The 24110-nt window shown below is 66.5% G+C and carries 21 protein-coding genes; 13 read left to right on the top strand and 8 right to left on the bottom strand.

Annotation, left to right across the window (positions count from 1 at the left end; genetic code table 11):
* Positions 1–19: 19 nt before the first annotated feature.
* Positions 20–3019, bottom strand: a complete 3000-nt coding sequence (locus V3B25_RS17805; protein ID WP_329811093.1) for a TonB-dependent receptor — start codon at positions 3017–3019, stop codon at positions 20–22.
* A 51-nt stretch (positions 3020–3070) separates the two neighbouring features.
* Positions 3071–4561 carry a transglutaminase domain-containing protein gene (locus V3B25_RS17800; protein WP_329811092.1) on the bottom strand — a complete coding sequence of 497 codons (1491 nt, stop codon included), beginning with the start codon at positions 4559–4561 and terminating at the stop codon, positions 3071–3073.
* Positions 4562–4693: 132 nt separating this feature from the next.
* Here V3B25_RS17800 and V3B25_RS17795 point away from each other — a divergent pair, with 132 nt between their 5' ends.
* The 6 genes from V3B25_RS17795 to V3B25_RS17770 all read left to right on the top strand — a co-directional run bounded on the left by V3B25_RS17795 (position 4694) and on the right by V3B25_RS17770 (position 11026).
* Entirely contained in the window at positions 4694–6130 is a 1437-nt protein-coding gene (locus V3B25_RS17795; protein WP_329811091.1) for an SH3 domain-containing protein, read from the top strand.
* Positions 6131–7225 carry a dipeptide epimerase gene (locus V3B25_RS17790; RefSeq protein WP_032130035.1) on the top strand — a complete coding sequence of 365 codons (1095 nt, stop codon included), beginning with the start codon at positions 6131–6133 and terminating at the stop codon, positions 7223–7225. It begins immediately after the preceding gene.
* 421 nt (positions 7226–7646) lie between these two features.
* Entirely contained in the window at positions 7647–8495 is an 849-nt protein-coding gene (locus V3B25_RS17785; protein ID WP_279913594.1) for a MurR/RpiR family transcriptional regulator, read from the top strand.
* 15 nt (positions 8496–8510) lie between these two features.
* Positions 8511–9272 carry a L,D-transpeptidase family protein gene (locus V3B25_RS17780; protein WP_329811090.1) on the top strand — a complete coding sequence of 254 codons (762 nt, stop codon included), beginning with the start codon at positions 8511–8513 and terminating at the stop codon, positions 9270–9272.
* Complete coding sequence (locus V3B25_RS17775; protein ID WP_329811089.1) at positions 9269–10570, top strand: amino acid permease; 1302 nt, start codon at positions 9269–9271, stop codon at positions 10568–10570. Before V3B25_RS17780 ends, V3B25_RS17775 begins: the two co-directional genes overlap by 4 nt.
* Positions 10571–10681: 111 nt before the next feature.
* The gene (locus tag V3B25_RS17770) at positions 10682–11026 is read left to right on the top strand and encodes a hypothetical protein (RefSeq protein ID WP_329811088.1); all 345 of its coding nucleotides are present in this window, start codon (positions 10682–10684) and stop codon (positions 11024–11026) included.
* Positions 11027–11075: 49 nt separating this feature from the next.
* On the opposite strand, the gene yiaA is transcribed toward V3B25_RS17770, so the two are convergent.
* On the bottom strand, positions 11076–11528 hold the full coding sequence (yiaA, locus tag V3B25_RS17765) for an inner membrane protein YiaA (RefSeq protein ID WP_100471068.1): 453 nt from the start codon (positions 11526–11528) through the stop codon (positions 11076–11078).
* A 168-nt stretch (positions 11529–11696) separates the two neighbouring features.
* On the opposite strand from yiaA, the gene V3B25_RS17760 reads away from it, so the two are divergent.
* On the top strand, positions 11697–12863 hold the full coding sequence (locus tag V3B25_RS17760) for a PQQ-dependent sugar dehydrogenase (RefSeq protein ID WP_329811087.1): 1167 nt from the start codon (positions 11697–11699) through the stop codon (positions 12861–12863).
* Positions 12864–12933: 70 nt separating this feature from the next.
* On the opposite strand, the gene V3B25_RS17755 is transcribed toward V3B25_RS17760, so the two are convergent.
* From V3B25_RS17755 to folB, 4 genes are all read right to left on the bottom strand, one after another.
* Entirely contained in the window at positions 12934–13467 is a 534-nt protein-coding gene (locus tag V3B25_RS17755) for a hypothetical protein (protein WP_329811086.1), read from the bottom strand.
* A gap of 129 nt (positions 13468–13596) precedes the next feature.
* Complete coding sequence (locus tag V3B25_RS17750; protein ID WP_329811085.1) at positions 13597–15771, bottom strand: glycoside hydrolase family 3 N-terminal domain-containing protein; 2175 nt, start codon at positions 15769–15771, stop codon at positions 13597–13599.
* Positions 15772–15899: 128 nt separating this feature from the next.
* Entirely contained in the window at positions 15900–17171 is a 1272-nt protein-coding gene (locus V3B25_RS17745; RefSeq protein WP_049421187.1) for a mechanosensitive ion channel domain-containing protein, read from the bottom strand.
* 62 nt (positions 17172–17233) lie between these two features.
* On the bottom strand, positions 17234–17587 hold the full coding sequence (folB, locus tag V3B25_RS17740) for a dihydroneopterin aldolase (protein WP_025878255.1): 354 nt from the start codon (positions 17585–17587) through the stop codon (positions 17234–17236).
* A gap of 308 nt (positions 17588–17895) precedes the next feature.
* Between folB and V3B25_RS17735 the strand changes: the two genes are divergently transcribed.
* Positions 17896–18606 (top strand): hypothetical protein, encoded by a 711-nt coding sequence (locus V3B25_RS17735; protein ID WP_317608643.1) that lies wholly within the window; start codon positions 17896–17898, stop codon positions 18604–18606.
* A gap of 141 nt (positions 18607–18747) precedes the next feature.
* Here the strand turns inward: V3B25_RS17735 and tsaD are convergent, their stop codons facing one another.
* Positions 18748–19773: a tRNA (adenosine(37)-N6)-threonylcarbamoyltransferase complex transferase subunit TsaD gene (tsaD, locus tag V3B25_RS17730; RefSeq protein ID WP_049421188.1), complete on the bottom strand. Its 1026-nt coding sequence runs from the start codon at positions 19771–19773 to the stop codon at positions 18748–18750.
* Positions 19774–19939: 166 nt separating this feature from the next.
* On the opposite strand from tsaD, the gene rpsU reads away from it, so the two are divergent.
* From rpsU to V3B25_RS17705, 5 genes are all read left to right on the top strand, one after another.
* Positions 19940–20155: a 30S ribosomal protein S21 gene (gene rpsU, locus V3B25_RS17725; protein ID WP_002808376.1), complete on the top strand. Its 216-nt coding sequence runs from the start codon at positions 19940–19942 to the stop codon at positions 20153–20155.
* A gap of 133 nt (positions 20156–20288) precedes the next feature.
* On the top strand, positions 20289–20732 hold the full coding sequence (locus tag V3B25_RS17720) for a GatB/YqeY domain-containing protein (protein ID WP_005415013.1): 444 nt from the start codon (positions 20289–20291) through the stop codon (positions 20730–20732).
* A gap of 104 nt (positions 20733–20836) precedes the next feature.
* Positions 20837–21757 (top strand): YihY/virulence factor BrkB family protein, encoded by a 921-nt coding sequence (locus V3B25_RS17715; RefSeq protein WP_005415012.1) that lies wholly within the window; start codon positions 20837–20839, stop codon positions 21755–21757.
* A 61-nt stretch (positions 21758–21818) separates the two neighbouring features.
* A complete protein-coding gene (gene dnaG / locus V3B25_RS17710) occupies positions 21819–23558 on the top strand; it encodes a DNA primase (protein WP_329811084.1) in 1740 nt (579 codons plus the stop codon).
* A 27-nt stretch (positions 23559–23585) separates the two neighbouring features.
* Positions 23586–24086 (top strand): protein tyrosine phosphatase family protein, encoded by a 501-nt coding sequence (locus V3B25_RS17705; protein ID WP_134951714.1) that lies wholly within the window; start codon positions 23586–23588, stop codon positions 24084–24086.
* The last annotated feature ends 24 nt before the right edge of the window (positions 24087–24110 follow it).

Genomic DNA, 24110 nt, shown 5'->3' with positions numbered 1-24110 from the left:
ACGCCCCCGGCACCGGGCCTCAGTAGGCCCAGGTGACGGTCAGCTGCGCGTAGCGCGGAGACTGGAAGCCCGTGCCGTAGCGGTACAGCGGGTTCGGCGTGCCGATGCTGTCCTGCGGCTCGTAATCCTGGTCCACGGTCACCACGCGCTGCTGGTTCAGAACGTTGTACACCGCCAACTTCAGGCGCAGGTCGGTGGGAATCGGCACCTTGTAGGACAGGCTCACATCCAGGTCGTAGGTCCACGGCGTGCGGCCGTCGCCACCGCGCGGCGAATGCACGAACACGCGCTCGGACGGCACCGTCGACTGGCAGTTGGACACGCACACGTAGTAGCTGTGGAAGTCGGTGTCGTCGAACGGGTTGCCAGCGCCGAAGCGGGTGATCGGGCTACCCGACTGCACGCCCAGGGTCGCGGCCACGCTCAGGTTCTCGGTCAACGCGTAGCTGCCACGGAACTTGAACTGGTGGCGGCGGTCGTTGGCGAGGTAACCATATCCCCGGTAGTTGACCCACGGGTTGTCGAAGTTCTCGGTGCGGCCGGCATCGGCGAAGTCGGTATCGGAATTCACCGGGCCTTCGGCGTTGCCGCGGCCATAGGCCAGGGTGTACGACGCATTGAAGCCCCACTTGCCGTCCCAGGCCCGGTCGACCTGCAGTTCCAGCGCCTTGTAGTCGCGCTTGGGCTTCACCCAGCCGCGTTGCCCCACGTAGTTGCCATCATCGTCGTACAGCGCCCAGCCTTCCTTGGATGTGTCGATGCTGATCCAGCCATCATTGGTGCCATCACAGTTGGTGTCACCCCATACAGTGTTGGTGCGGCCCGGGTTGCCCATGATCCACACCCCGTCGATGGCACCGCATTGGCCGGTGGCGGTGATGTTCATGTCATCGATGGCATTGTGCAGGCGGCGGTAAGTGACGCTGGCGCCAACCGACCAAGCCTCGTTGATCATCTGCTGGAAGCCCAGGATCGCTTCATCCTGGTAGACCGGATCCATATCCCGGTTCACTTCGGCACGCAGGTCCGGCACGCTGCCATCGCCCTGCGAGTTGTCCACCGGCCCGATCTGCGCGCCCAGCACGGGGACATTGTTGGCCGCGCCGCTGTAGCCCAGGAACTCATACCAGGTGCGTTCGTCGAGGAAGCCACCGGCCTGCTTGATGTTGATGACGTTCGCCACTGGCAGGAAGTAGCGCCCCAGGTTGCCGAACACCTTGGTGGTGCCATCGCCGCGCACGTCCCACGAGAAGCCGAGACGTGGCGCCACCATGTCATCGATCTTGATGTAGCTGCTGCCATCGCCGCCCTTGTTGTCGAAGGCTTCCAGGCGCACGCCCATGTTCAGCAGCAGATTCGGCGTCACCTGCCAGTTGTCTTCCAGGTAGTAGGCCGAGTTGATGGTTTCAAACGCGCCCTCCACCTCATAGCGGCGCGTACGCGCCACCAGGCCGCTGGCCGGCACCACGCCATCGTTGAGTGAGCTTCCCGGTGTACGCGCATAGACGTCGTAGCGCAGGCCACCCGGGCCGGGGTAGGCACGGCTGTAGTCGGAGGTGTTTTCCTCGCGGTCCATGCCGAAGCGCAGCAGGTGATTGCCCAGTGTCCATTCGAAATCGGCGCGGGCGGCCTTGCGGGTGTCCAATGCTGATTCCAGCTGCGAGCTGCTGGTGCAGCTGCGGTCACCCTGCAGCAATGGTGGCACGCCTTGGCTGGCCGTTCGGTTGTCGAACACACGGTTGCAGTTCTCGTCCATCAACGAGCTCTGCATGCGGTTGCGCTTGTTCTCGCCATACATCAGCTTCATGGTCAGGTCGTTGTTGACCTGCCAGCTATAGGTACCGGACCAGTTCTTGCCGCCCACCGTGTTGTAGATCTGGTTGCTGCGCTCACCTGCAGCCTGTCCCGTGGCGTAGTCGTAATCGAAGACATCGGTGAGCGTCTTGCTCTTGTCCGAGAAGCCGAACAGCGACAGCATCTGGTTGTCGGTGATCTGCCAGTCGATCTTTCCGCCCCAGAACGGATCATCGGCCTTGCCCTGGCTCAGGCGGGTGCCAGCGTCGTTGGTCGATGTCGGCCGGTAGTCGCGAGCTTCGTACATGCCGAAGAAGAACAAGCGGTCCTGCACCAACGCACCGGACGCGAATACGTTCAGCGCACTGCGACTGTAGTCGTCGCGGCTCGCGGTGATGTAGCGGCTGCCGCTGCCGTCGTAGCGGTCGCGTGCCTGCGATTGCCACGCGCGCGGTTCGAACACCAGCTCGGCGCCCGCCTTGAACTCGTTGCTGCCCGAGCGGGTGACTGCGTTGATGACACCGCCGGTGCTGCGCCCGAACTCCACCGAGTAACCGCCTGTCTTGACCTGGAATTCCTGGTAGAACGAGAACGGTACCGACGAGAAGCCGACCCGGTTGTAGAAGTCGGTAACGTTCAGGCCGTTGATGTAGACGGTGTTCTCGGCCACGGACGAACCACCGAAGGAAATGCCCTGGCCGCCCAACGAGCCCTTGCCCTTCACCGCGCCGGGCGCGAGCAGTGCCACGGCGGTGATGTCACGGTCCACCGGCAGGCGCGAAAGCTCTTCGCGGGTGATGTTCGTGGCCGATTCGGTGGACTTGACATCCACCATCGACACCACCTGCGGTGCACGTACCTCGACCGTTCCCAGCGTGCTGACCGCACCCAGCGGCACATTCACCGTGGTCGCACTGCCAAGGCTGACGGTGACCTGACCAACACGGCTGGCCGCTCCGCCCGGCAGGCTTACGTCCATCTCGTAGGTACCGACCGGCAGCAACGGGATGCGGTAGCTGCCATTGGCGTCGGCCTGCACCGATCGGACAAACCCCGTGGCGGGGTTGCGTACGGAGACCGTGGCACCGGCCGGTACTTGGCCTGCATCGCTCACCAGCCGGCCAACCACCGAACCATCCTGTGCGAATGCGCTGGGCGCGATCATGCCCAGACACGCCCCGAGGGCGACGCACAACGCCGCCCGCTTGATGCTGTAAGCCTTCATCCCCTGCTCTCTCCTGCAAGAATTGAATGGTGTGGAATGCGATGTGTCGCGCTAGCGTTGCCCGGCTGGCAGTACCCGCCACTGGAAGTCGTAGTTCCATTGGTCGAAGTACAGGTTGCCGCCTGACCACTCGGCCTCGCCGCGCTGCGAGTCGACCGTTTCCGAGCGGAAGTGCTGCTTGGCCGGCACCAGGGCCTGGCCGAAATCGTCGTTGAAGGCGATGCGGTAGCCGTCGAGGCCACCCAGGTAGAAATCGCGCAGGGCAGGCACGTCGCTGGCCAGCGCGCCGGTGGTCACATCCATCGGCAGCCAGCCATACGGCGCCAGGTAGACCTGCCCCCAGTCATGCAGGTTGTTGTAGCCGCTGCCATCGTCGGAGAACACCATGCCCGACTGCCAGCGCGCGGGAATGCCGTTCATGCGCAGCAGCGCGATCAGCAACAGCGTCTGCTGGCCGCAGTCGGCATGTCCGGCACGCAGCGCGTAATCGCTGATGTTGCTGATCGTGGAGTATTCGCGCGCACCGGCCCATGGAATGCGATCCACGGCAGCAAACAGCTTGCGCACCACTTCATACGGGCGGGTTTCCCCCTGCAGCACCTGGTCGGAGAACAGCTTCAGTGCCGGCGTGAATCGCACGTGCGGCGGCTGCTCGGCCAGGTAGGGTTTCAGCGCCGGATCGGCCGGTGTCGGCTGCACCTTGGCCGGATCGATCGCGGTATGCCGGGCCAGGATCGTGACCGCGTAGCGGACCTCGAAGCGCGTCGGCTGCCCAGCCACCGCCTTGCCTTCCAGATAGGCCGTGCGCTGCAGGGTGCTGGCTGGCGCCACGCGCGCCTTGCCCGGGGTGCTGCCCAGCCACTGCACCTGCTCCTGCTGGCCGGGTATCTCGCGCGGGTAGGGAATCCAGGCGCGTACGGTCTCGCCGGCCGGCACCGCATCGGCTTTCACCGTGAGCGACTGGGTGAATTCAATGCGCTGCGGCAGTACCGACGCCTGGCCACTTTGTTCCGCTGCGGCAAGCACGCGTGCGTGGTGCGCGTTGAGCACCTCGTTTGGGCCCGGCGCCGGCATCGGTGCATCCGCGCGGCGGCGCGCACGTGCCTCGTCGCTGAGCAGGAACAGGTTCGACGGTGCGCGCTTGAAATACCAACGCGTGCCATCGATGTCGAGATGCTCGATCAGGCCAAGCTGATCCCAACGCGCGAATTCCTCGTCGGTCAGGTCCGGAATCCAGCGGCGCACGGCAGACTTGGTGGCGGCTTCGTCGAGGGAAAAGTCCAGGCGAATGCGGCGCATGCGCTCTTCCTGGAACGCGATGTCGTCGAAACTGACGCCAGGCTCCGCCGCGTCCGCAGCCGACCAGGTGTTCAGTTCGCTGCCGGCTTCGGAGAACCGTCCCGCGTCGATCATCTGCACGACCCGCGCAAACTGGATGGCCGAGGGTGGCGGCTCCGCTCCCGCCGACCACGCCCACAGCAGCAGCGCGGCACACAGGCCGGCAGTGGCAGGCAGACGTGGTTTGCGAACGGCAGGATCCACAGCGACACTTCCCCAGCGCGGGTGGTAACGGCTGTGTAACACGGGCCGGGATGCCGGTCAATAATTTATTCTTGATTTTGATGCCAAAAGGAATAAATATTCCAACAGGCATTCGAGGAGGGTGTGCAGCGCATGATCCTGGCTTCCCGCGAACGGCATCGGCATTGGCCACGCCGCTTGACCCTGGCCCTGTGCCTGCTGGCCGCACCGGCCTTTGCACAGGCGGCCCCGCCGCCCGACCCGGGCGCGCCGCTGCCCTATGTGATCGGCCTGCACGAGGCCTACCTCACCCCCCAGTACTGGGCCGCGCGCCTGGACAACGCCGATGTGCCGATCCTGGACCGCAGCCAGATCGAGGCACAGAACGCACGGATGCGCTCACAGGACAGCCACATCCAGGACATCGCCGCACTGCCCGAGCAGCTTGATGCGGCGGCGGTGCGTGCCAGCATCACCTCGCTGTCGAGCTGGCCCACCCGCACTCTGTACAACGACAAGGGCCAGGCCATTGCGCCGGCACTGCGCAGCGCGACCGAAGCCAATCTGGGCCTGCAGTCCATTCCCGCGCAGACGACACCGCAATATGGGCTGGTGGTGAAGCGCGCGGCACTGCGTACCTTCCCCACCCGCGAGCGCGTCTTCAGCACCGCCGGTGACACCGACATCGACCGCTTCCAGGAATCGGCGCTGTTCCCCGGTGACAAGGTCGCGGTGGTTCACCGCAGTGCCGACGGCCGCTGGCTGTTCGTGCACAGCGAGCGCTACAGCGCGTGGATCGAAGCCGATGCCATCGCCAGCGGCGACAAGGCCACGGTGCTCGGCTATGGCACGAAGGGCCCGTACCGCATTGTCACCGGCGCCACCGCGCAGACCGCCTACACCCCGGAGGAACCGCGCGTCTCGCGCCTGCAGCTGGACATGGGCGTACGCCTGCCGGTGCTGGCCGACTGGCCCGCTTCAGAACCCGTGAACGGCCAGCAGGCGCATGCCTCGTGGGTGGTGCAGTTGCCGGTGCGCGAGGCCGATGGGCGTCTGAAGCTCGTACCGACGCTGCTGCCGCGCTCGCAGGACACCGCCGCCGACTACCTGCCACTGACCCCGCGCCTGCTGCTGCAGCAGGCCTTCAAGTTCCTGGGCGAACGCTACGGCTGGGGCCATGACTACGACACCCGCGACTGCAGCGGTTTCGTATCCGAGATCTACCGCAGCTTCGGCGTGCTGCTGCCGCGCAATACCAGCGCGCAGGCGGTCAGCCCGGCACTGGATCGCCTGCCGTTCACCGACAAGGTCGGCAAGGCCGCGCGCGACCGTGCGGTCACCGAACTACAGGTCGGCGACCTGGTCTACATCCCCGGCCACGTGATGATGGCCATCGGCCACGTCGACGGCCGCACCTGGGTGATCCACGATACGGCGGGCGGCAGCTGGTTCGGTGCCGACGACACGCGCGTGCAGGCCCATCTCAATGGTGTTTCGGTCACGCCGCTGGAGCCGATGATGGCCAGCGATACCGTCCGCTACATCGACCGCATCACCAACATCCAGCGCCTGCGGGCCAAGACCCCCTGAATGAAGATCACTGCCATCGAACTGGGCATGCTGCGCGTGCCGCTGAAAACACCGTTCAAGACCGCCCTGCGCACGGTGGAAACCGTGGAAGACGTAGTGGTGCTGATCCGCACCGACACCGGCCACACCGGCTACGGCGAAGCGCCGGCCACCGCGGTGATCACCGGTGATACCCACGGCTCGATCATCGAGGCGATCCGTCACTTCATCGCGCCGCGCCTGATCGGCCAGGACGTGGCCAACCTCAATCGCCTGTGCGGTCTGGTGCAGACCGCGATGGAGCGCAACACCAGCGCCAAGGCCGCGGTGGAGATCGCGCTGTACGACCTGTGGGCGCAGCTGCACGGTGCACCGCTGTACCAGATGCTCGGCGGCGGCGACCCGGTGATCACCACCGACATCACCATCAGCGTGGACTACATCGACAAGATGGTGGCCGATTCGCTGTCGGCGATCGAACGCGGCTTCGAGTCGCTGAAGATCAAGGTCGGCAAGGACATCGGCCTGGACATCGAACGGGTCAAGGCGATCCACGCCGCTGTGGAAGGCCGCGCCCTGCTGCGGCTGGATGCCAACCAGGGCTGGACCGCCAAGCAGGCGGTGCATGCCATGCGCACGCTGGAGGAAGCGGGCGTGGTGCTCGAGCTGCTGGAGCAGCCGGTGAAGGCCGCCGACATCAGTGGCCTGAAGTACGTCACCGACCGCGTCAACACGCCGGTGATGGCCGACGAAAGCGTGTTCAGCCCGAGCCAGGTGATGGACCTGATCCAGCAACGCGCGGCCGACATCATCAACATCAAGCTGATGAAGACTGGCGGCCTGTCCAACGCCATCCGCATTGCCGACATCGCCGGTATCTACGGCGTGCCCTGCATGATCGGCTGCATGATCGAGTCCAGCATCAGCGTGGCTGCCGCCGTGCATCTGGCGGTGGCCAAGAGCGATGTGATCACCAAGGTCGATCTGGACGGCCCCTCGCTGGGCCAGTTCGACCCGGTCAGCGGCGGTGTGCATTTCAACGAGTCGGAGATCAGCATCAGCGACGTACCGGGGCTGGGCATTACCGAAGTGCGTGGGCTGGAGATGCTGGGTTGAACCGCGCAGTCGAGCATGGCTCGACTCTACAAGGGCCGTGCGTATCTGATGCTTGGTCGGGCGTTACTTTTCTTTTCGCGAAAAGAAAAGTAACCAAAAGAAACGCTCCGCCGGCCGCGAGCCGACATGCTGCGCAGGTCGGTGCCCTGTGCTCCTCGGTCCGTCGAGGGACGGCGCGGAACTCGCTGCGCTCAGACACCCGCGCCTCTTCGCCCTCGCCGGACCTGCGGTGCTCGGCTCGCTTGAAGGCGGACTCAACGTCAAAGGCAACAACTGCACCCCGTAGATTCACGCCATGCGTGGATGCTCCTGCTTCTGCTCTACCCCGTACCCCCCTCGCGTCTGGCACCCGCCCGGCCCATTCCATGACACGCTCTACGCTGCCAACCGCAACGCGCCTATCCTTGCCCGGACTCCCCGCATGCCGCCCCTGCTGAAGATCCGCTCCGAGCGCGGGCAGATGTCGGCCATCGAGCGTCGCATCGCCGACTTCATCCTCGACAACGCTCACCTGCTGCGCGACTACTCGTCCCAGCAGCTGGCCAGCGCGTTGGGCATCAGCCAGTCCAGCGTGGTGAAGTTCAGCCAGAAGCTCGGCTTCAAGGGCTACCCAGACCTGAAATATTCGATCGGCCAGGACGTGGCTCGCGCCGGTGCCGATCCGCAGCAGACGCCCAGCGAACCCGACAGCGGCGATGACTACCTGCGCCTGGGCGAGGCCCTGCGCCGCAGCAAGGCACAAGCCGAAGAGGAAACCCGCCAGGCCAACCCGCGCGGGGAAATCGAGCGCATCGTGCAGCTGCTCGACGGCGCGCCGAAGCTGTTCGTGTACGGCCTGGGTGACGACGGCCTGTACGCGCGTGAGTTCGCCATGCGATTGTCGCTGCTCGGCCTGCTGGTGGTGCCGCATACCGACCCGATCCTGATGCTGGCCAACCTGTCGGCGGCACGCCCGGGCGATGCGCTGCTGGTGTTCTCCGAGTTCGGCAACCTGCCCCAGCTTTCGCAGCTGTCGCGCCAGTTCCAGGACATGGGTGGCAAGGTGATTTCCATCACCCGCCACACCGCCAACCCGCTGCGCGCGCATGCTGATGCAACACTGGTGGTGTGTGCGCACGACCGCACGCCGCAGGTCGCGCAGCTGCTGTACCGTAGCGCCATGCACGCCCTGCTCGATTTCCTGTTCGTGCTGCTCTGCCACGCCAATCCGGATCGCCAGCAGCAGCTCGCGGTGAACCTGGAGCGGATCGACCACCTGCTGGATTCCTGACCGGAGCGCACGTTGATGAAATCGCTGGTTCGCCTCGCCGCCACCGCACTGCTGCTTGCTGCGGCAGTGTCCGTCCACGCCGCGCCGCTGGATGGCGCGCGCCAGCTGATCGTGGTCACCAGCGAAAGCTGGGACAGCGCCGAGGGGCAACTGCAGGCCTATGTGCGCGATGGCAAGGGCTGGCATGCGCATGGGCAGGCGTTCCCGGTGGCGCTGGGCCGCACCGGCAGCGCCTGGGGGCTGGGCCTGCATCCGGCGCAGGCCGACGGCCCGCAGAAGCAGGAAGGCGATGGCCGCAGCCCGGCCGGCGTGTTCGCGCTCGGTAGCGCGTTCGGCTATGAGGTCACCCGCGCGGGTACCGCGATGCCGTACCAGCCGATGCTGGACAGCAGCTACTGCATGGATGTGCCCGGTTCGCCGTTCTACAACCGCATCGTCGACGCGAAGAAGGTCGGCAGTGCAGCGGTCAAGGGCTCCACCGAGCCGATGCGGCTGGACCTGCACAACAAGGGCGACGTGCGCTACCGGGAAGGCTTCGTGATCGCCCACAACCCGGACAACCAGCCCGGCAGGGGCAGCTGCATCTTCGCCCATCTCTGGCGCCAGCCCGGTGAGGCCACCGCCGGCTGCACCGCCATGCCACAAGCACGCATGCAGGCGCTGCTGGACTGGCTGCGGCCGCAGGATACGCCGCGCTTCGTGCTGCTGCCACGCGCCGAGTACACGCGCCTGCAGGCCCAGTGGCAGCTGCCCGCACTGGGCGGAGACGCCCGTTGAGCGCGCAGGACGAACCGCAGCTGCAGCGCGCGGTCAGCCGCTGGCAGATCGTCGGCCTGTCGATCAACGACGTGATCGGCAGCGGCATCTACCTGCTGCCGGCCGCCACCGTCGCCCTGCTCGGCCCGTTCAGCCTGTGGGGCGTGGTCGCCGCCGGCATCGTCGTCGCGCTGCTGGTGCTCTGCTACGCGCAGGCCGCCAGCTACTTCGATGAACCCGGTGGCAGCTACCTGTATGCCCGTGAAGCCTTCGGCCGCTTCGCCGGGTTCGAGATCGGCTGGATGATCTGGTTGACCCGCATCAGCTCGGCGGCCGCACTGAGCAACGCGCTGGCCGATGCCGTCGCGCGCTTCTGGCCGTGGGCCGGCGCCGGCATGGGCCGCATCGCGGTGATCGTGGTGTCGCTGGGTTTCCTCACCGGCGTCAACATCATCGGCGTGCGCTCGGCCGCGCGCACCGGCGTGGTGCTGGTGATCGGCAAGATGCTGCCGCTGCTGCTGTTCGTGGCCATCGGCGCGTTCTACATCGATCCGCAGCTGGCCTTCTCCGGCCAGCGCCCGGACCCGCATGACCTGCAGCGCATGGGCGAAGCCGCCTTGCTGCTGCTGTACGCCTACGCCGGCTTCGAGAACATCCCGGCAGCTGCGGGCGAGTACCGCAATCCGCGCCGCGATATTCCGTTCGCGCTGATCACCATGATCATCACCGTCACCGTCATCTATGGCGCAGTGCAGGTGGTGGCGCAGGGCACGCTGGCCGGCCTGGCCAGCTCGGCCACGCCGCTGGCCGATGCCGCCGCCGGCTTCGGTGGCGAAGCCCTGGCGCTGATCCTGACCGTCGGCGCCACCATCTCCATCCTCGGCACCAACAGCAACACGATGATGATGGGCCCGCGCTTCCTGTTCGCGCTGGCCCGCGATGGCTACGGCCCGAAGATCCTGGCCCAGGTGCATCCGCGCTTCCACACGCCGGCCGCGTCGATCCTGTGCCAGGGTCTGATCGCACTCGGCCTGGCCCTGTCCGGTTCGTTCGTGCAGCTGGCGCTGCTGTCGATGACCACGCGCCTGTTCGCCTACATCGGTACCGCTGCGGCGGTTCTGGTGCTGGCCAAGCGCTACGCCGACCGCCCCGGTGCGCTGAAGCTGCCGGGTGGTCCGCTGATTCCGGTACTGGCGCTGCTGCTGTGTCTGGCCCTGTTCGCCAGTGCCAGCTGGCAGAACATCGCCGCGGCGTTGGTCGCGTTTGCCATCGGTGCGGTGATCTACAAGCTGCCGCGAAAGGATGCCGAGGCCGGTTGACCGGTAGCACCGGGCATGCCCGATGGATTGATCTGGCGATCACACCGTCGGCCCGGAGTGTTAACCGGCCGCTGGGCAGGATCGAAGCTCCTCCACAACGGAGCCCGATCCATGAGCCCCGAGTACCAGATCCCCGGCCGTGTACCGGACGACAGCACGCCGCGCGACGCGGTCAGCAACTACTGGCGCGAGCGCTATACCGCCGAGCCGTACTACGACGACCAGCTGTTCTTCGAGGATTACGAGCCGGCCTATCGCATCGGCCACGCCGCGCGTGCGCAGGACATGATCCGTGCCTACGAGGACATGGAAGCCGAGCTGGAGTCGCGTTGGGCCAGCGAACGCGGCCGCAGCCAACTCGAATGGGCGCAGGCACGCAGTGCCGTGCGCCGTGGCTGGGAAGAAGCGGTCAACCTCGACCAGCGGCTGGACAAGGGCGTGCCGCGCGGCACCTGACCTGACGTCGACAGGTTGTAGCGCCGAGCGTAGGCTCGGCGCTACACAATTAATCCTGCTCCGGCAGCGGCGGTACGATCGCACTACGCTTGCTCTCGCCGCCACCGGCGGCGATCAGGTCGCGGGTGTTCTTCTGCACGGCCACCGCACCGAACAGCGACAGTGCGTACGCCATGCCATAGAAGCCCTTCTCGCTCGGCGCCAGCGTGGCATTCCACAGGCCGACCAGCAGCAGCATCAGCGCCGACAGCAGCGCGAACCAGCACAGCGCGTAGTACAGGCCGCTGACCGGAATGCCTTCGACGCGGTCGCGCACGCTCTTCTGCAGCGAGACCGCCGCGAACAGGCCGAACAGCAGCAGCGTCAGGTAGTAGCCCTTCTCGTTGAGCGCCATCGTGGCGTTGAACAGGCCGATCAGGTAGGCCGCCGCACCCAGCAGCAGGGCCACCCAGGAGGCGGCAATGAAGGCGGTGGACGGCTTGTGGGGCATGGCAGTGTTCATTGCAGATCCTTGGCAGGCAGACGGGCACGCTTTGCCCGGGCGTGCCCACCCTAGACGATCCCGCTGCCGTCGCACAGGGGGCGCAGGACCTTCGGGCCACGACCGTCACCGCGGCAGTGGTATACAAGGGACAGCCCGGCCATCCGCATCCCCGCCCTGGAGATACCCATGACCCGCACGCCCCTGCTGCTCGCCCTCGGCCTCGTGCCGATCCTCGCCACCTCCGCCTGCAATGCTGCCGGTCCGGCTGCCAGCGGCGCGCAGACTGCCGCTCCGGCCGCTGCCGCCACCGGCCAGCGCCCGTTCACCGCCACCGAAGTCAGCCGCTTCAGCCAGCCCTGGGCGATGACCTTCCTGCCCGATGGCAGCCTGCTGGTCACCGAAAAGCGCGGCAAGCTGCAGCACCTGGACCTGGCCAGCGGCCAGAAACACGAGATCACCGGCGTTCCGAAGGTTGCCTACGGTGGCCAGGGGGGGTTCGGCGATGTGATCCTGCACCCGCAGTTCGCAAGCAACCACGTGATCTATCTCAGCTACGCCGAGGAGGGCACGCTGGATACCCGCGGTGCCGCCGTGGCCCGGGCCACGCTGGCGCTGGACGCCAACGGCGCCGGCCAGCTGAAGGACCTGAAGGTGATCTGGCGGCAGAGCCCGAAGGTCAGCGGCGAGGGCCACTACGGCCATCGCCTGGCCTTCGGTCCGGACGGCAAGCTGTGGATCAGTTCCAGTGAACGGCAGAAGTTCGATCCGGCACAGGACATGGGCGGCAATCTCGGCAAGATCATCCGCCTCAGCGAGGATGGCAGCCTGCCCGCCGACAATCCGTTCGCCTCGCAGGGCGGGGTCGCCGCGCAGGTGTGGTCGCTGGGCCACCGCAACATCCTGGGCATGGCCTTTGATGCCAACGGCAAGCTGTGGGCGCACGAGATGGGCCCGGCCGGTGGCGACGAACTGAACCTGATCGTGCGCGGCGCCAACTACGGCTACCCGATCGTTTCCAACGGTGACCACTACGACGGCCGCCCGATTCCCGACCACGATACCCGCCCGGAATTCGCCGCCCCGAAGGTGACCTGGACGCCGGTGATCTCGCCGGCCGGCTTCGTCATCTACAGCGGCACCCTGTTCCCGCAGTGGAAGGGAAGCGGCTTCATCGGTGGCCTGTCGTCCACCTCGCTGGTGCGCGTGGCCTTCGACGGCGACAGCGCGCGCGAAGCCGAGCGCTTCAACATGGGCGAGCGCATCCGCGAAGTGGAACAGGGCCCGGATGGCGCGCTGTGGCTGCTGGAAGACGGCAGCAAGGCGCGCCTGCTGAAGCTCACGCCGAAGACCTGACAGGGTGGTAGTGCCGGCCGCTGGCCGGCACATTTCTCCGCAACGGCCCCGCACGCGGGGCCGTCTGCGTTCACTGGATGGTGATGACCTTCACTTCGGTCTGCGCGCAAGCCTGGTCCAGGCACTGCCCGTTCAACCACACCTGCCCGTCACCGATCATCACGCCCTGCTGGTTGACGAACACCTTGCCGAAGTCCTGCCCGGACACCGCCTTCACCACCGCCGGGGTGATGATCTTCTCGTAGTTGCGCTGGAACTCACCGGGGCCGGTGATCTTCTTTCCGCCGGCGATATTCAGCGGGAAGCGCACCTCTTCCACCACCGCAGCGCGATCACCGCCGACCACGGCGGTCTTGAAGGCGTTGAAGACCTTCTCGTACTGCGCGGCATCACCGAGCAGGGTTTCAATGCGCGCACGTGCGTCTTCAGCAGGCGCGTCCGCTGCAGCGGGTTCAGCAGCAGGCGCCGCCGTTTCAGCCGCAGGCGTCGCAGCAGCACTGGCCTCCATCGGCGGCGGTGCATCCACCGCAGGCTCGGCCGGCGGTGCCGGCTGCGAACAGGCCGCCAGCAACAGGGCGGGAATCAACACAGCGATCGTGCGCATGCGCGGGCATCCATCGGTTCAAGAACACCGATGGTAGCGCCGCCCCAGTGAGAACAACAAAATGGGGACGGAGGGGATTAAGTCGTTTGTGCCACTAACGACTTAATCCCCTCCGTCCCTTTTTCTAGATCAGGCCTTCAGCAGTTCGAACTGCACGGCTTCGCCTGCCGCCGACGAGGCGCAGACCCACAGGTCGAACTGGCCCGGCTCGGCACGCAGCACGCCGTCGCGGCCGGTGAACGCCAACTGCTCGCGGGTCAGGGTGAACACCACTTCGGTCGACTCGCCCGGCTGCAGTGCCACCTTGCGGAAGTCCTTCAGTTCGCGCACCGGACGCACGCGGCTGGCCACGCGGTCGTGGATGTACAGCTGCACCACTTCCTCGCCGGCCACGTCGCCGCTGTTGGTCAGCGTGGTGGTGATGGTGAGGGTCTCATCCCAGCCAAGCTGGGCTGCACTCAGCTGCGGCACGCCGTAGGCGAAGGTGGTGTAGCCGATGCCGTGCCCGAACGGGTACAGCGGCTCATTCGGGATCTCGCGCCAACGGGCCTTGAACTCCGACATCGTCGGCAGTTCCGGGCGGCCGGTGCGCGGGTGGTTGTAGAAGTACGGCTGCTGGCCGGACACCTGCGGGAAGCTGACCGGCAGGCGGCCGGACGGGCTGTAGTCACCGAACAGCACATCGGCCACGGCATGGCCGGTCTGGGTGCCCAGGTACCAGGTCACCGCCACGGCCTGTGCATTGCGCACCGCGCCCTGCAGCGCCAGCGCGCGGCCATTGCGCAGCAGCACCACCAGCGGCTTGCCGGTCATCGCCACTGCCTCGGCCAGCGCCTGCTGTGCCGGCGGCAGGGTGATCTCCACGCGCGACTGCGCTTCACCGCTGTAACGCTGCGGTTCGCCCAGCGCCAGCACCACCACATCGGCGCGCAGCGCGGCGGCCACGGCCGCTTCGGTACCGCCCGGAATCGCGGCTTCCAGATCGCAACCCGGCACGATTTCCAGTAGCGCTTCATCGCCGATGGCGGCGCGCACGCCGGTTTCCAGATCCACGTAGCGCTGCTTGTCGCCGAACAGCGTCCAGCAGCCTTCGATGTTTTCGCGGTCCTGCACGAACGGGCCGATCAGCGCGATCTTCTGCCCGGTCTTCTGCAACGGCAGCACGTTGTCGCGGTTGTTCAGCAGCACGATCGAACGGCGCGCGGCATCGCGCGACAGCGCGTCATGTGCGGCAATGTGCGAGGTATCGGCTTCGCGCGCCGGGTCCAGCGAACGGTACGGGTCGTCGAACAGGCCGATGGTTTCCTTCAGCCACAGGATGCGGCGCACGCCTTCATCCAGCACCGCCATCGGCACCTCGCCGCTCTCGACCAGGCCCGGCAGGTGCTCGGCGTAGAAGCCGCTCTGCATGCTCAGGTCGAGGCCGGCGGTGAACGCCTTGGCGGTGGCATCGCGGTCGTCGGCGGCATAACCGTGCGCGACCAGTTCCATGTCGGCGGTGTAATCGGAGATCACCACGCCCGGGAACTTCCACTCACCGCGCAGGATGTCGGTCAGCAGTTCGGCGTTGGCACTGGCCGGCACGCCGTTGATGTCGTTGAACGAGGACATCACTGTGATCGCGCCGGCGTCGAACGCAGCCTTGAACGGCGGCAGGTGCACGTCGCGCAGGGTCTGCGGCGAGATGTCCACCATGTTGTATTCCATGCCCGCCATCACCGCGCCATAGGCGGCGAAGTGCTTCGGCGTGGCCAGCAGCGAATCGGCAGCGCGCAGGTCGCTGCCCTGGAAGCCGCGCACGCGGGCGGCGGCGAACGCACACCCCAGCACCACGTCCTCACCGGCACCTTCGGCGCCACGGCCCCAGCGCTGGTCGCGGGCGATGTCCACGGCCGGCGCATAGGTCCAGTGCAGGCCAGCAGCGGTGGCTTCGATGGCGGTGGCGCGTGCGGTGCGCTCGGCCAGCGCCGGCTCGAAACTGGCGGCCTCGCCCAGCGGGATCGGGAACACGGTACGCATGCCGTGGATGACGTCGGCGGCCAGGATCACCGGAATGCCCAGGCGGCTCTCTTCGGTGGCGACCTGCTGGATGCGGCGGCCCAGCTCGGCGCCCACACCATTGAACAGCGAGCCGACCTTGCCCTCGCGCACCTGCTGCAGCACCTGGTCGGCATTGCGCACGTTGGCTTCCGGGTTCACGTCCGGGGCGAACGGGCGGACCATGTCCGCGAAGACACCCAGCTGGCCGACCTTTTCCTCGACGGTCATCTGGGCAATGAGGGATTCGATGCGATCGGAGGCCACCGGCAGTCCTTGATGAAAACGTTTACAAGCCCGGCATTCTAGCGATCCCGGGCGATTTGGCGAGAGGTTTCTTCATTCAGTTTCAGCCACCAGCGGGGTCCGTATGGCCCCGCCGGGGGCACCGCAGCTTACTCCGAGCCGGCCAACTGGCGCTGCCCAGCCATCAACATGGCGTCGCTGGAGGCCTGGAACACCCGCAGGCCAAAGGCCGGCAGGATTGCCAGCAGGTGGTCGAAAATGTCCGACTGCACCGCCTCGTACTCACCCCAGGCGGTGCTGCGGGTGAAGCAGTACAGCTCCAGCGGCAGGCCCTCGGTGGTCGGTTGCAGCTGCCGTACCAGCAGGGTCATGTCGGTATGGATGCCCGGGTGGCTGCGCAGGTAGCGCTCCACATACGCACGGAAGGTGCCCAGGTTGGTCACCCTGCGGCTGTTCACCTCGGCCACGCCCTGCTCGCGCAGGCGCCCGTTCCACTGGCCCAGCTCCTGCTCCTTGGCCTGCAGGTAATCGCGCAGCAGCGCGAATTCGCTGAGGAAGGCCAGATCCCCCTCATCCAGGAAGCCCACGCTGTGCTGGTCCAGGTACAGCGCGCGCTTGATGCGGCGGCCGCCGGCCTCCTGCATGCCGCGCCAGTTCTTGAACGACTCGGTCACCAGCTTCTTGGTCGGGATGGTGGTGATGGTCTTGTCGAAGTTCTGCACGGTGATGGTGTGCAGCGCGATGTCGATGACGTCACCATCGGCGTTCTGGCTGGGCATCTCGATCCAGTCGCCGATGCGCACGCGGCCATCGCCACTGATCTGCACACTGGCCACCAGCGACAGGATAGTGTCCTGGAAGATCAGCATCAGCACCGCCGTGGCCGCACCCAGGCCGGTGACCAGCGGGCCCAGCTTCACTCCCAGCAGAGTCGCGACGATCGACAGGCCGGCAGCCACGAACACCACGATCTTGACCACCTGCAGGTAGCCCTTGATCGGCTTGTTGCGTGCATCGGGCTTGCGTTCGTACAGGCTGTTGGCCGCGTCCAGCGCATGCGAGAACGCCATCGACACCGTCAGTACGGCCCACACGATGCACAGCTTGATGACGATGTTGACCAGGCTTGGCGGCAGGTCGGGGATGAGGGTGATGCCCGAGGCGATCACCTGGCTGGGCACCACGTTGGACAGGCGCGAAATGACCCGCATCAGGTGGCTGCCACGCCCGGATTCGGCACCCGGCAGGCGCTGCAGCAGGCGCCGCAGGCCACGCACCAGGATGCGCTTGGTCACCCAGTTGGCCAGGCCCGCTGCGATCAGCAGGGCTGAGATCATCAACGCCAGGTAGGCGCCGGGATAGGGTTCCAGTGTGTTCTGCAGCTTTTCCAGCCACTGTACCGCCACCACCGCGTCCACCATCAGTTGTCTCCTTCTTCCTTCATTGATGTTGAGGTTGCCGGCCAGCGGCCGGCACTACCGGATCAGTCCCGCGAGCGCTCGATGATCACGCCCACCGCGCGCGCGCCACGCACCGCGCCCGGCTTGCTCAGTTTCAGGCGCAGCCACTTCACGTCGAATTCGTCCAGCACGATCTGTGCGCAGCGCTCGGCCAGGGTTTCCACCAGGCCGAATTCCGACTCGCGCACGAACTGCTCCAGGCGCTTACTCACCGCCTTGTAGTTCAGGGTATGGGCGATGTCGTCGGAGGCCGCGGGACGACGGTTGTCGAAGCCCATCTCCAGGTCGAACACCAGGTCCTGGCGGATCCGTCGTTCCCAATCGTAGATACCGATCAGGGCGTCGATCGTCAGCCCCTCGATGAAAACCTTGTCCATTGCGCTTACCAGCCCGAATACAGGGGGCCATGGTAACGGCACGGCGGTGAGCCTGCCCGGAACGGGCGGTGGGTGGCCGGCAGGAACGCGGCTCCAGAAAAGACAAAGGGCCCTGCTAGCGGGGCCCTTTGGTACCTCTCAACGTCCCCAGGGGAAGCTGGAATTCAGCCGCGAGTCCCGGAGCACACGCCGCAAGGTTAGGAGTGCCCCCCTGACCAGTCAATTGGCAAATGCGTCACGGCAGACGACCGGGTGAAAAACCGAGCCGATCCACGAAAGAACACTGACGATCATGATGCCGTTTTCTGATGTTCCTGCATCGTTCCCAGGGTCAAGGTGAAACCACGTTCCCTGGGAGTGAGTTGATGAAGGAAAGCAGGATCCTGCAGGCAGCTCTATCCAGGCAGAGATGGTCGACCTACGAGCGCATCGCTTCTCGTTGCGTAGCCGATCCAGCCACGCTCTATGCCTGGAACATGCAGATGTGTGCTGCTCTCCTGCCACCGTTGCACATCTGTGAAGTCGTGATCCGCAATGCAGCAGCTACGGCGCTGGTGCATCGCTATGGTCGATGCTGGCCCTGGCATCCAGCGCTGCTGCGCAGCCTTCCTGCCGAAGGCGCCCTTGCCTCGCTATGCGATGTCCGCGGCAGCGCCGGAGCTCCACGGGATGTACCGGAGGTCATCGCCAAACTGCGATTCGGCTTCTGGCAGCAATTGTTCGCTCGACGGTTCGAGCATTCGATCTGGGCCGGGACCATGGGCCTGGCGCTGCCACACGCACCCTCGGTGCCGCTGTCCGTCCTGCGTCGGTCCATCCATGCCGACCTCGACCGCATCCGCCTCCTGCGCAATCGGATCGCCCACCACGAACCCATCCTGGAACGCGACATCGGTGCCGACCTGGCGGCGATCGGACGGCTGATCCACGCCCGCTGCCCGCATACGCTGGGCTGGCTGCAGCGCCATGAGCGGGCGACAACGGTGTTGGCGGCGTCGCCGTTGGCAGGGCGTCCGTAATGTGTAGCCGGGCGTGGCCCGGCGCTACGGAGGCCTGCCTGTAGAGTCGAGCTTGCTCGACTGCTCTGTGTTCGTCATTGCGCCCAGTCGAGCAAGCTCGACTCTACAAACGCCGATCGAGCGGTTCGCGCGGCCGGGGGCTCAGACCGCAGGCAGGGTCGCCATGTCCCAGCGCGGGGTGACCTCGACCTTTGGCGGGCTGTGCTGGCCAGCCTGCAGGCGCAGCGCGCCGGCGAAGGCGATCATCGCGCCGTTGTCGGTGCACAGTGCCGGCCGCGGGAAGCAGGCACGGCCGCCGAGACGCTCGGCCATCTGCTGCAGGCGGGCGCGCAGACGCTTGTTGGCGCCGACACCGCCGGCCACCACGATCACGTTGGTGCCGGCCGCTTCCAGCGCGCGCTCGCATTTGATCGACAGAGTCTCGACCACGGCGTCTTCGAAGCCCCGAGCGATGTCGGCGCGGGTCTGTTCGCTCTGGTCACTGTCGCGCCAGGCCATCAGGACCTGGGTCTTCAGGCCGGAGAAGCTGAAATCCAACCCCGGGCGGTCGGTCATCGGCCGCGCGAAGCGGTAGACACCCGGCGTGCCCTGCTCGGCCAGCCTGGCCAGCTGCGGGCCGCCCGGATAGGGCAGGCCCATCATCTTGGCGGTCTTGTCGAAGGCCTCGCCGGCGGCATCGTCCAGGGTTTCGCCCAACAGGCGGTACTGGCCGATCGCGTCCACCGCCACCAGCTGGGTATGGCCACCGGACACCAGCAGCGCCACGAACGGCGCTTCCGGCGGGTCGTCCTCCATCAGCGGGGCCAGCAGGTGGCCTTCCATATGGTGTACGCCCACCGCCGGCACCTCCAGCGCCCAGGCCAGCGACCGCGCCACGCCGGCGCCGACCAGCAGTGCGCCGACCAGGCCGGGACCGGCCGTATAGGCCACGCCGTCGATATCACCTACACCCAGGCCGGCGTCGGCCAGGGTCTGGCGCACCAGCGGCAGCAGCTTGCGGACGTGGTCGCGGCTGGCCAGTTCGGGCACCACACCACCGTATTCGGCGTGCAGGGCGATCTGGCTGTAGACCGCATGGGCGCGCAGGGCCGCGCTGCCGGCCAGGTCGGTGTCATACACCGCCACGCCGGTCTCATCACAGGAAGATTCGATGCCAAGGACTCGCATGCCTGCTATTATGACGCCCCTGCCGCCCCCTCGGGGGACGCGCAGGTCTCACTGCTTTCGAACCTCTGGCCCGTATTCAGGGTTGGCCGCTTGCAGTTTGTCGTTTCGCCGCTATAATGTGCGGCTCGCCGGGCGTGACCCGGTTCTACTGTGTCCCGGAGATTCCATGCCCAGCGTCAAAGTCCGCGAGAACGAGCCCTTCGAGTTTGCTCTTCGCCGCTTCAAGCGCACTTGCGAAAAGGCCGGTGTGCTGGCCGAAACCCGCAAGCGCGAGTTCTACGAAAAGCCGACCCAGGAGCGCAAGCGCAAGGCCGCCGCTGCTGTGAAGCGTCAGCTGCGCCGCTCGTCGCGCGACGTCACCAAGCGTCAGCGCCTGTACTGATCGGACGCATCTTCATTGCGATGGGCTTGCCTGTCGCGATGGAGCCGAAGCCGGCACGCGCGAGCGTCGCCGGCTTTTTGCGTTTCCGGGTTCGGGCATCCGCCCCGCCCCACCTACCACCACGAGGTTCCTCATGAGCATGAAGCAGCAGCTCACCGAAGACATGAAGGCCGCCATGAAGGCGGGCGAGAAGCACAAGCTGGGCGTGATCCGCCTGATCAACGCCGCCATCAAGCAGCGCGAAGTGGACGAGCGCATCGAGCTGGATGACACTGCCGTGATCGCCGTGCTCGACAAGATGGTCAAGCAGCGCAAGGACTCGGTCAGCCAGTACGAAGCGGCCAACCGCGAAGACCTGGCCGAGATCGAGCGCGCCGAGATCGTGGTCATCGAAGCCTACCTGCCGGCCAAGATGGGCGAAGCCGAGATCGTGGCCGCCATCCAGGCTGCCATCGCCGAGACCGGCGCTTCCGGTCCGGCCGACATGGGCAAGCTGATGGGCGCATTGAAGCCCAAGCTCGCTGGCCAGGCCGACATGGGTCTGGTCTCCAAGCTGGTCAAGCAGCAGCTGGCGTAAGCCATTGCCGGGGTCGGATCCCTTTCGCATCGCGGAAGGGCTCTGACCCCATTGATGCACCCGCTTCACCGCACCTTCGTCGCTCGCCTGCTACAACCACACCCATGGTTGAACCCGAGCCCAACGTTCCCGTGTCCCTGCACAAGTACCTCAAGCGCCTGCAGGACAGCTTTCCGATGGCGGTGGCCAAGCGCTTCATCGACGTCGACGTGCTGACCCAGGCCGCCTCCGTTTCCTTCTACGCCCTGCTGTCGATGGCCCCGCTGCTGGTGCTGCTGCTGTGGTTGACCGCTTCGCTGTACCCGCCGGCACAGCAGGCGCTGATCGACCAGATCAGCTCGGTGGCTGGCAGCAGCGCGGCTACGGTGGCCGAAACCGTCCTGAAGAACGCCGACAACCAGCCCGACGTCGGCTCGTTGGCGGGGCTGTGGAGCACGCTGCTGCTGTTCGTCGGCGCCACCGCCGTGTTCGCGCAGCTGCAGAACGCGCTCAACCTGATCTTCCGCACCAGTGGCGAGCGCCTGGAGGGCATCAAGGCATGGCTGCGCAAGCGTGTGTTCTCGTTCGGCGTGGTGCTGGCCCTGGGCTTCCTGCTGATCCTGTCGATGACCGCCACCACGGTGCTGCAGGTGGCCTTCGCGCAACTGCCCTCGATCCTCCCCGCGTTAGGGTACGTCACCAGCCTGCTGCTGTACGCGGTGGGGTTCGCCTTCATGTACCACTACCTGCCCGACCGCCGCGTGGCGTGGCGCCAGGCCTTCATCGGCGGCGTCATCACCTCGGCACTGTTCGCACTGGGCCGCTACGGCATCGGCGTCTACATCGCCACCGTGGCCCCCGGCAGTGCCTACGGCTCGATGGGCGCGCTGGTGATCTCACTGGTCTGGATCTATTACGCGACCGTGGTCTTCTTCGTTGGCGCGCTGATGACCGCGGTGATCGATGAGCGCCTGCGCGCGCGCCATCACCTGGCCGCCGCCGGCATCGATCCGGCCACCGCCAGCCAGGTGCCCGACAGGGGGTAAACTAGGGCAACCGCCCCCGGTTCCGTCGCGTGGTCCTGTACCGCGCCCTGCCCTGTTGCCCATGGCCCGTATCCCCGACGCTTTCATCGACGATCTGCTGGCCCGCACCGACATCGTCGAGGTGGTGGGCAGCCGCGTGCCGTTGAAGCGCCAGGGCAAGGAGTACGCCGCCCGCTGCCCGTTCCATGACGAGCGCTCGGCGTCGTTCACGGTCTCGCCCACCAAGCAGTTCTATCACTGCTTCGGTTGTGGCGCGCACGGCACCGCGATCAGCTTCCTGATGAACTACGACCGCCTCGAGTTCCTCGACGCGGTGGATGAACTGGCCAAGCGCGCCGGCATGGAAGTGCCGCGCAGCGAGAACCCGCGCAGCCCGCAGCAGCAGGACGACAGCCGCGAGCTGTATTCGGCGCTTGAGGCGGCCACCAAGTTCTTCCAGAACAACCTGCAGGGCAGCGACAAGGCCCGCAGCTACCTGGATGGTCGCGGCGTGGATGAAGACAACCGCGCGCGCTTCCAGATTGGCTACGCGCCGGATGGCTACAGCGGCCTGCGCGATGCGCTGGGCAAGGACGAGCGGCGCATGAAGCTGCTCGACCGCGCCGGCCTGTTCTCCAAGAACGATCGCGGCCACGTCTACGACAAGTTCCGCGACCGGGTGATGTTCCCGATCTTCGACCGCCGCGGCCGGGTCATCGCCTTCGGCGGCCGCGTGTTCGAGAAGGACGACGGCCCCAAGTACCTCAACTCGCCCGAGACCGCGCTGTTCCACAAGGGCCGCGAACTGTACGGCCTGTGGCAGGTGCGCCAGGCCAACCAGAAGATCGAGCGGCTGATCGTGGTCGAGGGCTACATGGACGTGGTCTCGCTGTTCCAGTTCGGGGTCACCCAGGCGGTGGCAACACTGGGCACCGCGACCACGCCGGACCATGCCGAGCTGCTGTTCCGCAACGCACCGGATGTGTTCTTCTGCTTCGACGGCGACGCCGCCGGCCGCCGCGCCGGCTGGAAGGCGCTGGAGTCGGTGCTGCCGCGCATGAAGGATGGCCGCCAGGCCTTCTTCCTGTTCCTGCCCGATGGCGAAGACCCGGACACCATCGTGCGCAAGGAAGGCGCCGAGGCGTTCAACGAGCGCCTGAAGCAGGCCACGCCGCTGTCGCAGTTCTTCTTCGACGAACTGACCCGCGAGATCAACCTGGGCACGCTCGATGGCAAGGCACGCCTGGCCGAGCGGGCCAAGCCGATGCTGGCGCAGATTCCCGACGGTGCCTTCGGCGACCTGATGAAGCAGCAGCTGGCGCAGCTGACCGGCCTGGGCGGTACTGCCCAGGTCACGCGCGCGCCGATGCCGCAACGGCAGCCGCAGCGGACGATCCAGCCCGTGGCCAAGCGCAGTCTGGTGCGCGGCGCGATCGCCGTGCTGCTGCAGCAGCCGTCGCTGGCGCTGACGCTGGGCGGCAAGCATCACTTCCAGGGCCTGCGCCTGCCCGGCGTGGAACTGCTGCTGGAGCTGCTGGGACTGGTCGAACAGCGCCCGGACATCAGCACCGGCGCCCTGCTGGAGCACTTCGACGGGCGCGAGGAACAGGCATCACTGCACACGCTGGCTGCGCAGACACTGCCTGGCACCGAGGCCAGCTGGACCCAGGAACTGCACGACGCCGTGGCCCAGCTGGAGAAACAGCTGCTGGTGCAACGTCTGGAGGAGTTGTTGGCAAAGCAGCGCCAGCAGGGCCTGGACGATACTGACAAGTACGAACTGCGCGAGCTGCTGAAGGCGCGCGCCGGACTGCGCCTGTAGCGGCAGAACGTTTTCACGGAGAGGACCATGCTGCTGCGCCTGACCTGCCTGCTGTTGTTGTCGCTCTGCCTGCCGCTGACGGCCCTGGCCGAAGACGCGCCCCTCAACGAAGTCCGCCCCGGCCTGTACGCCGGCGGCCAGCCCAGCGCTGTACAGCTGCAGGCCTTGGCCACGCAGGGCGTGCGCACCGTGATCGACCTGCGCCAGCCCGACGAAGACCGCGGCTTCGATGAAACGCGCGTGGCCGAATCACTGGGTCTGCGCTACGTACGCATTCCGGTGGCCGGCGCCGAGGGGCTCGATGCCGCCAACGTGCGCGCCGTGCATCAGGCCCTGCAGCAGAGCCAGGGGCCGGTGCTGCTGCACTGCGCCTCCGGCAACCGCGCCGGTGCCGTGCTCGGCCTGGTCAATGCACGCTACGAACACGCCAGCCCCGAACAGGCCCTTCAGCTGGGCCAGCGTGCTGGCCTGAAGTCGCTGGAAGCCGCCACCCGCCAGCGCCTGGCCACGCCGGTCACCTCGCCCTGAACCCTCCGCACCAAGGACTCTGCC

The sequence above is a fragment of the Stenotrophomonas sp. SMYL8 genome (genome assembly GCF_036320065.1).
Lineage (GTDB): Bacteria > Pseudomonadota > Gammaproteobacteria > Xanthomonadales > Xanthomonadaceae > Stenotrophomonas > Stenotrophomonas maltophilia_A.
The sequence above is the reverse complement of the archived record's forward strand: the minus strand, read 5'-3'. Positions and strand labels throughout refer to the sequence as shown.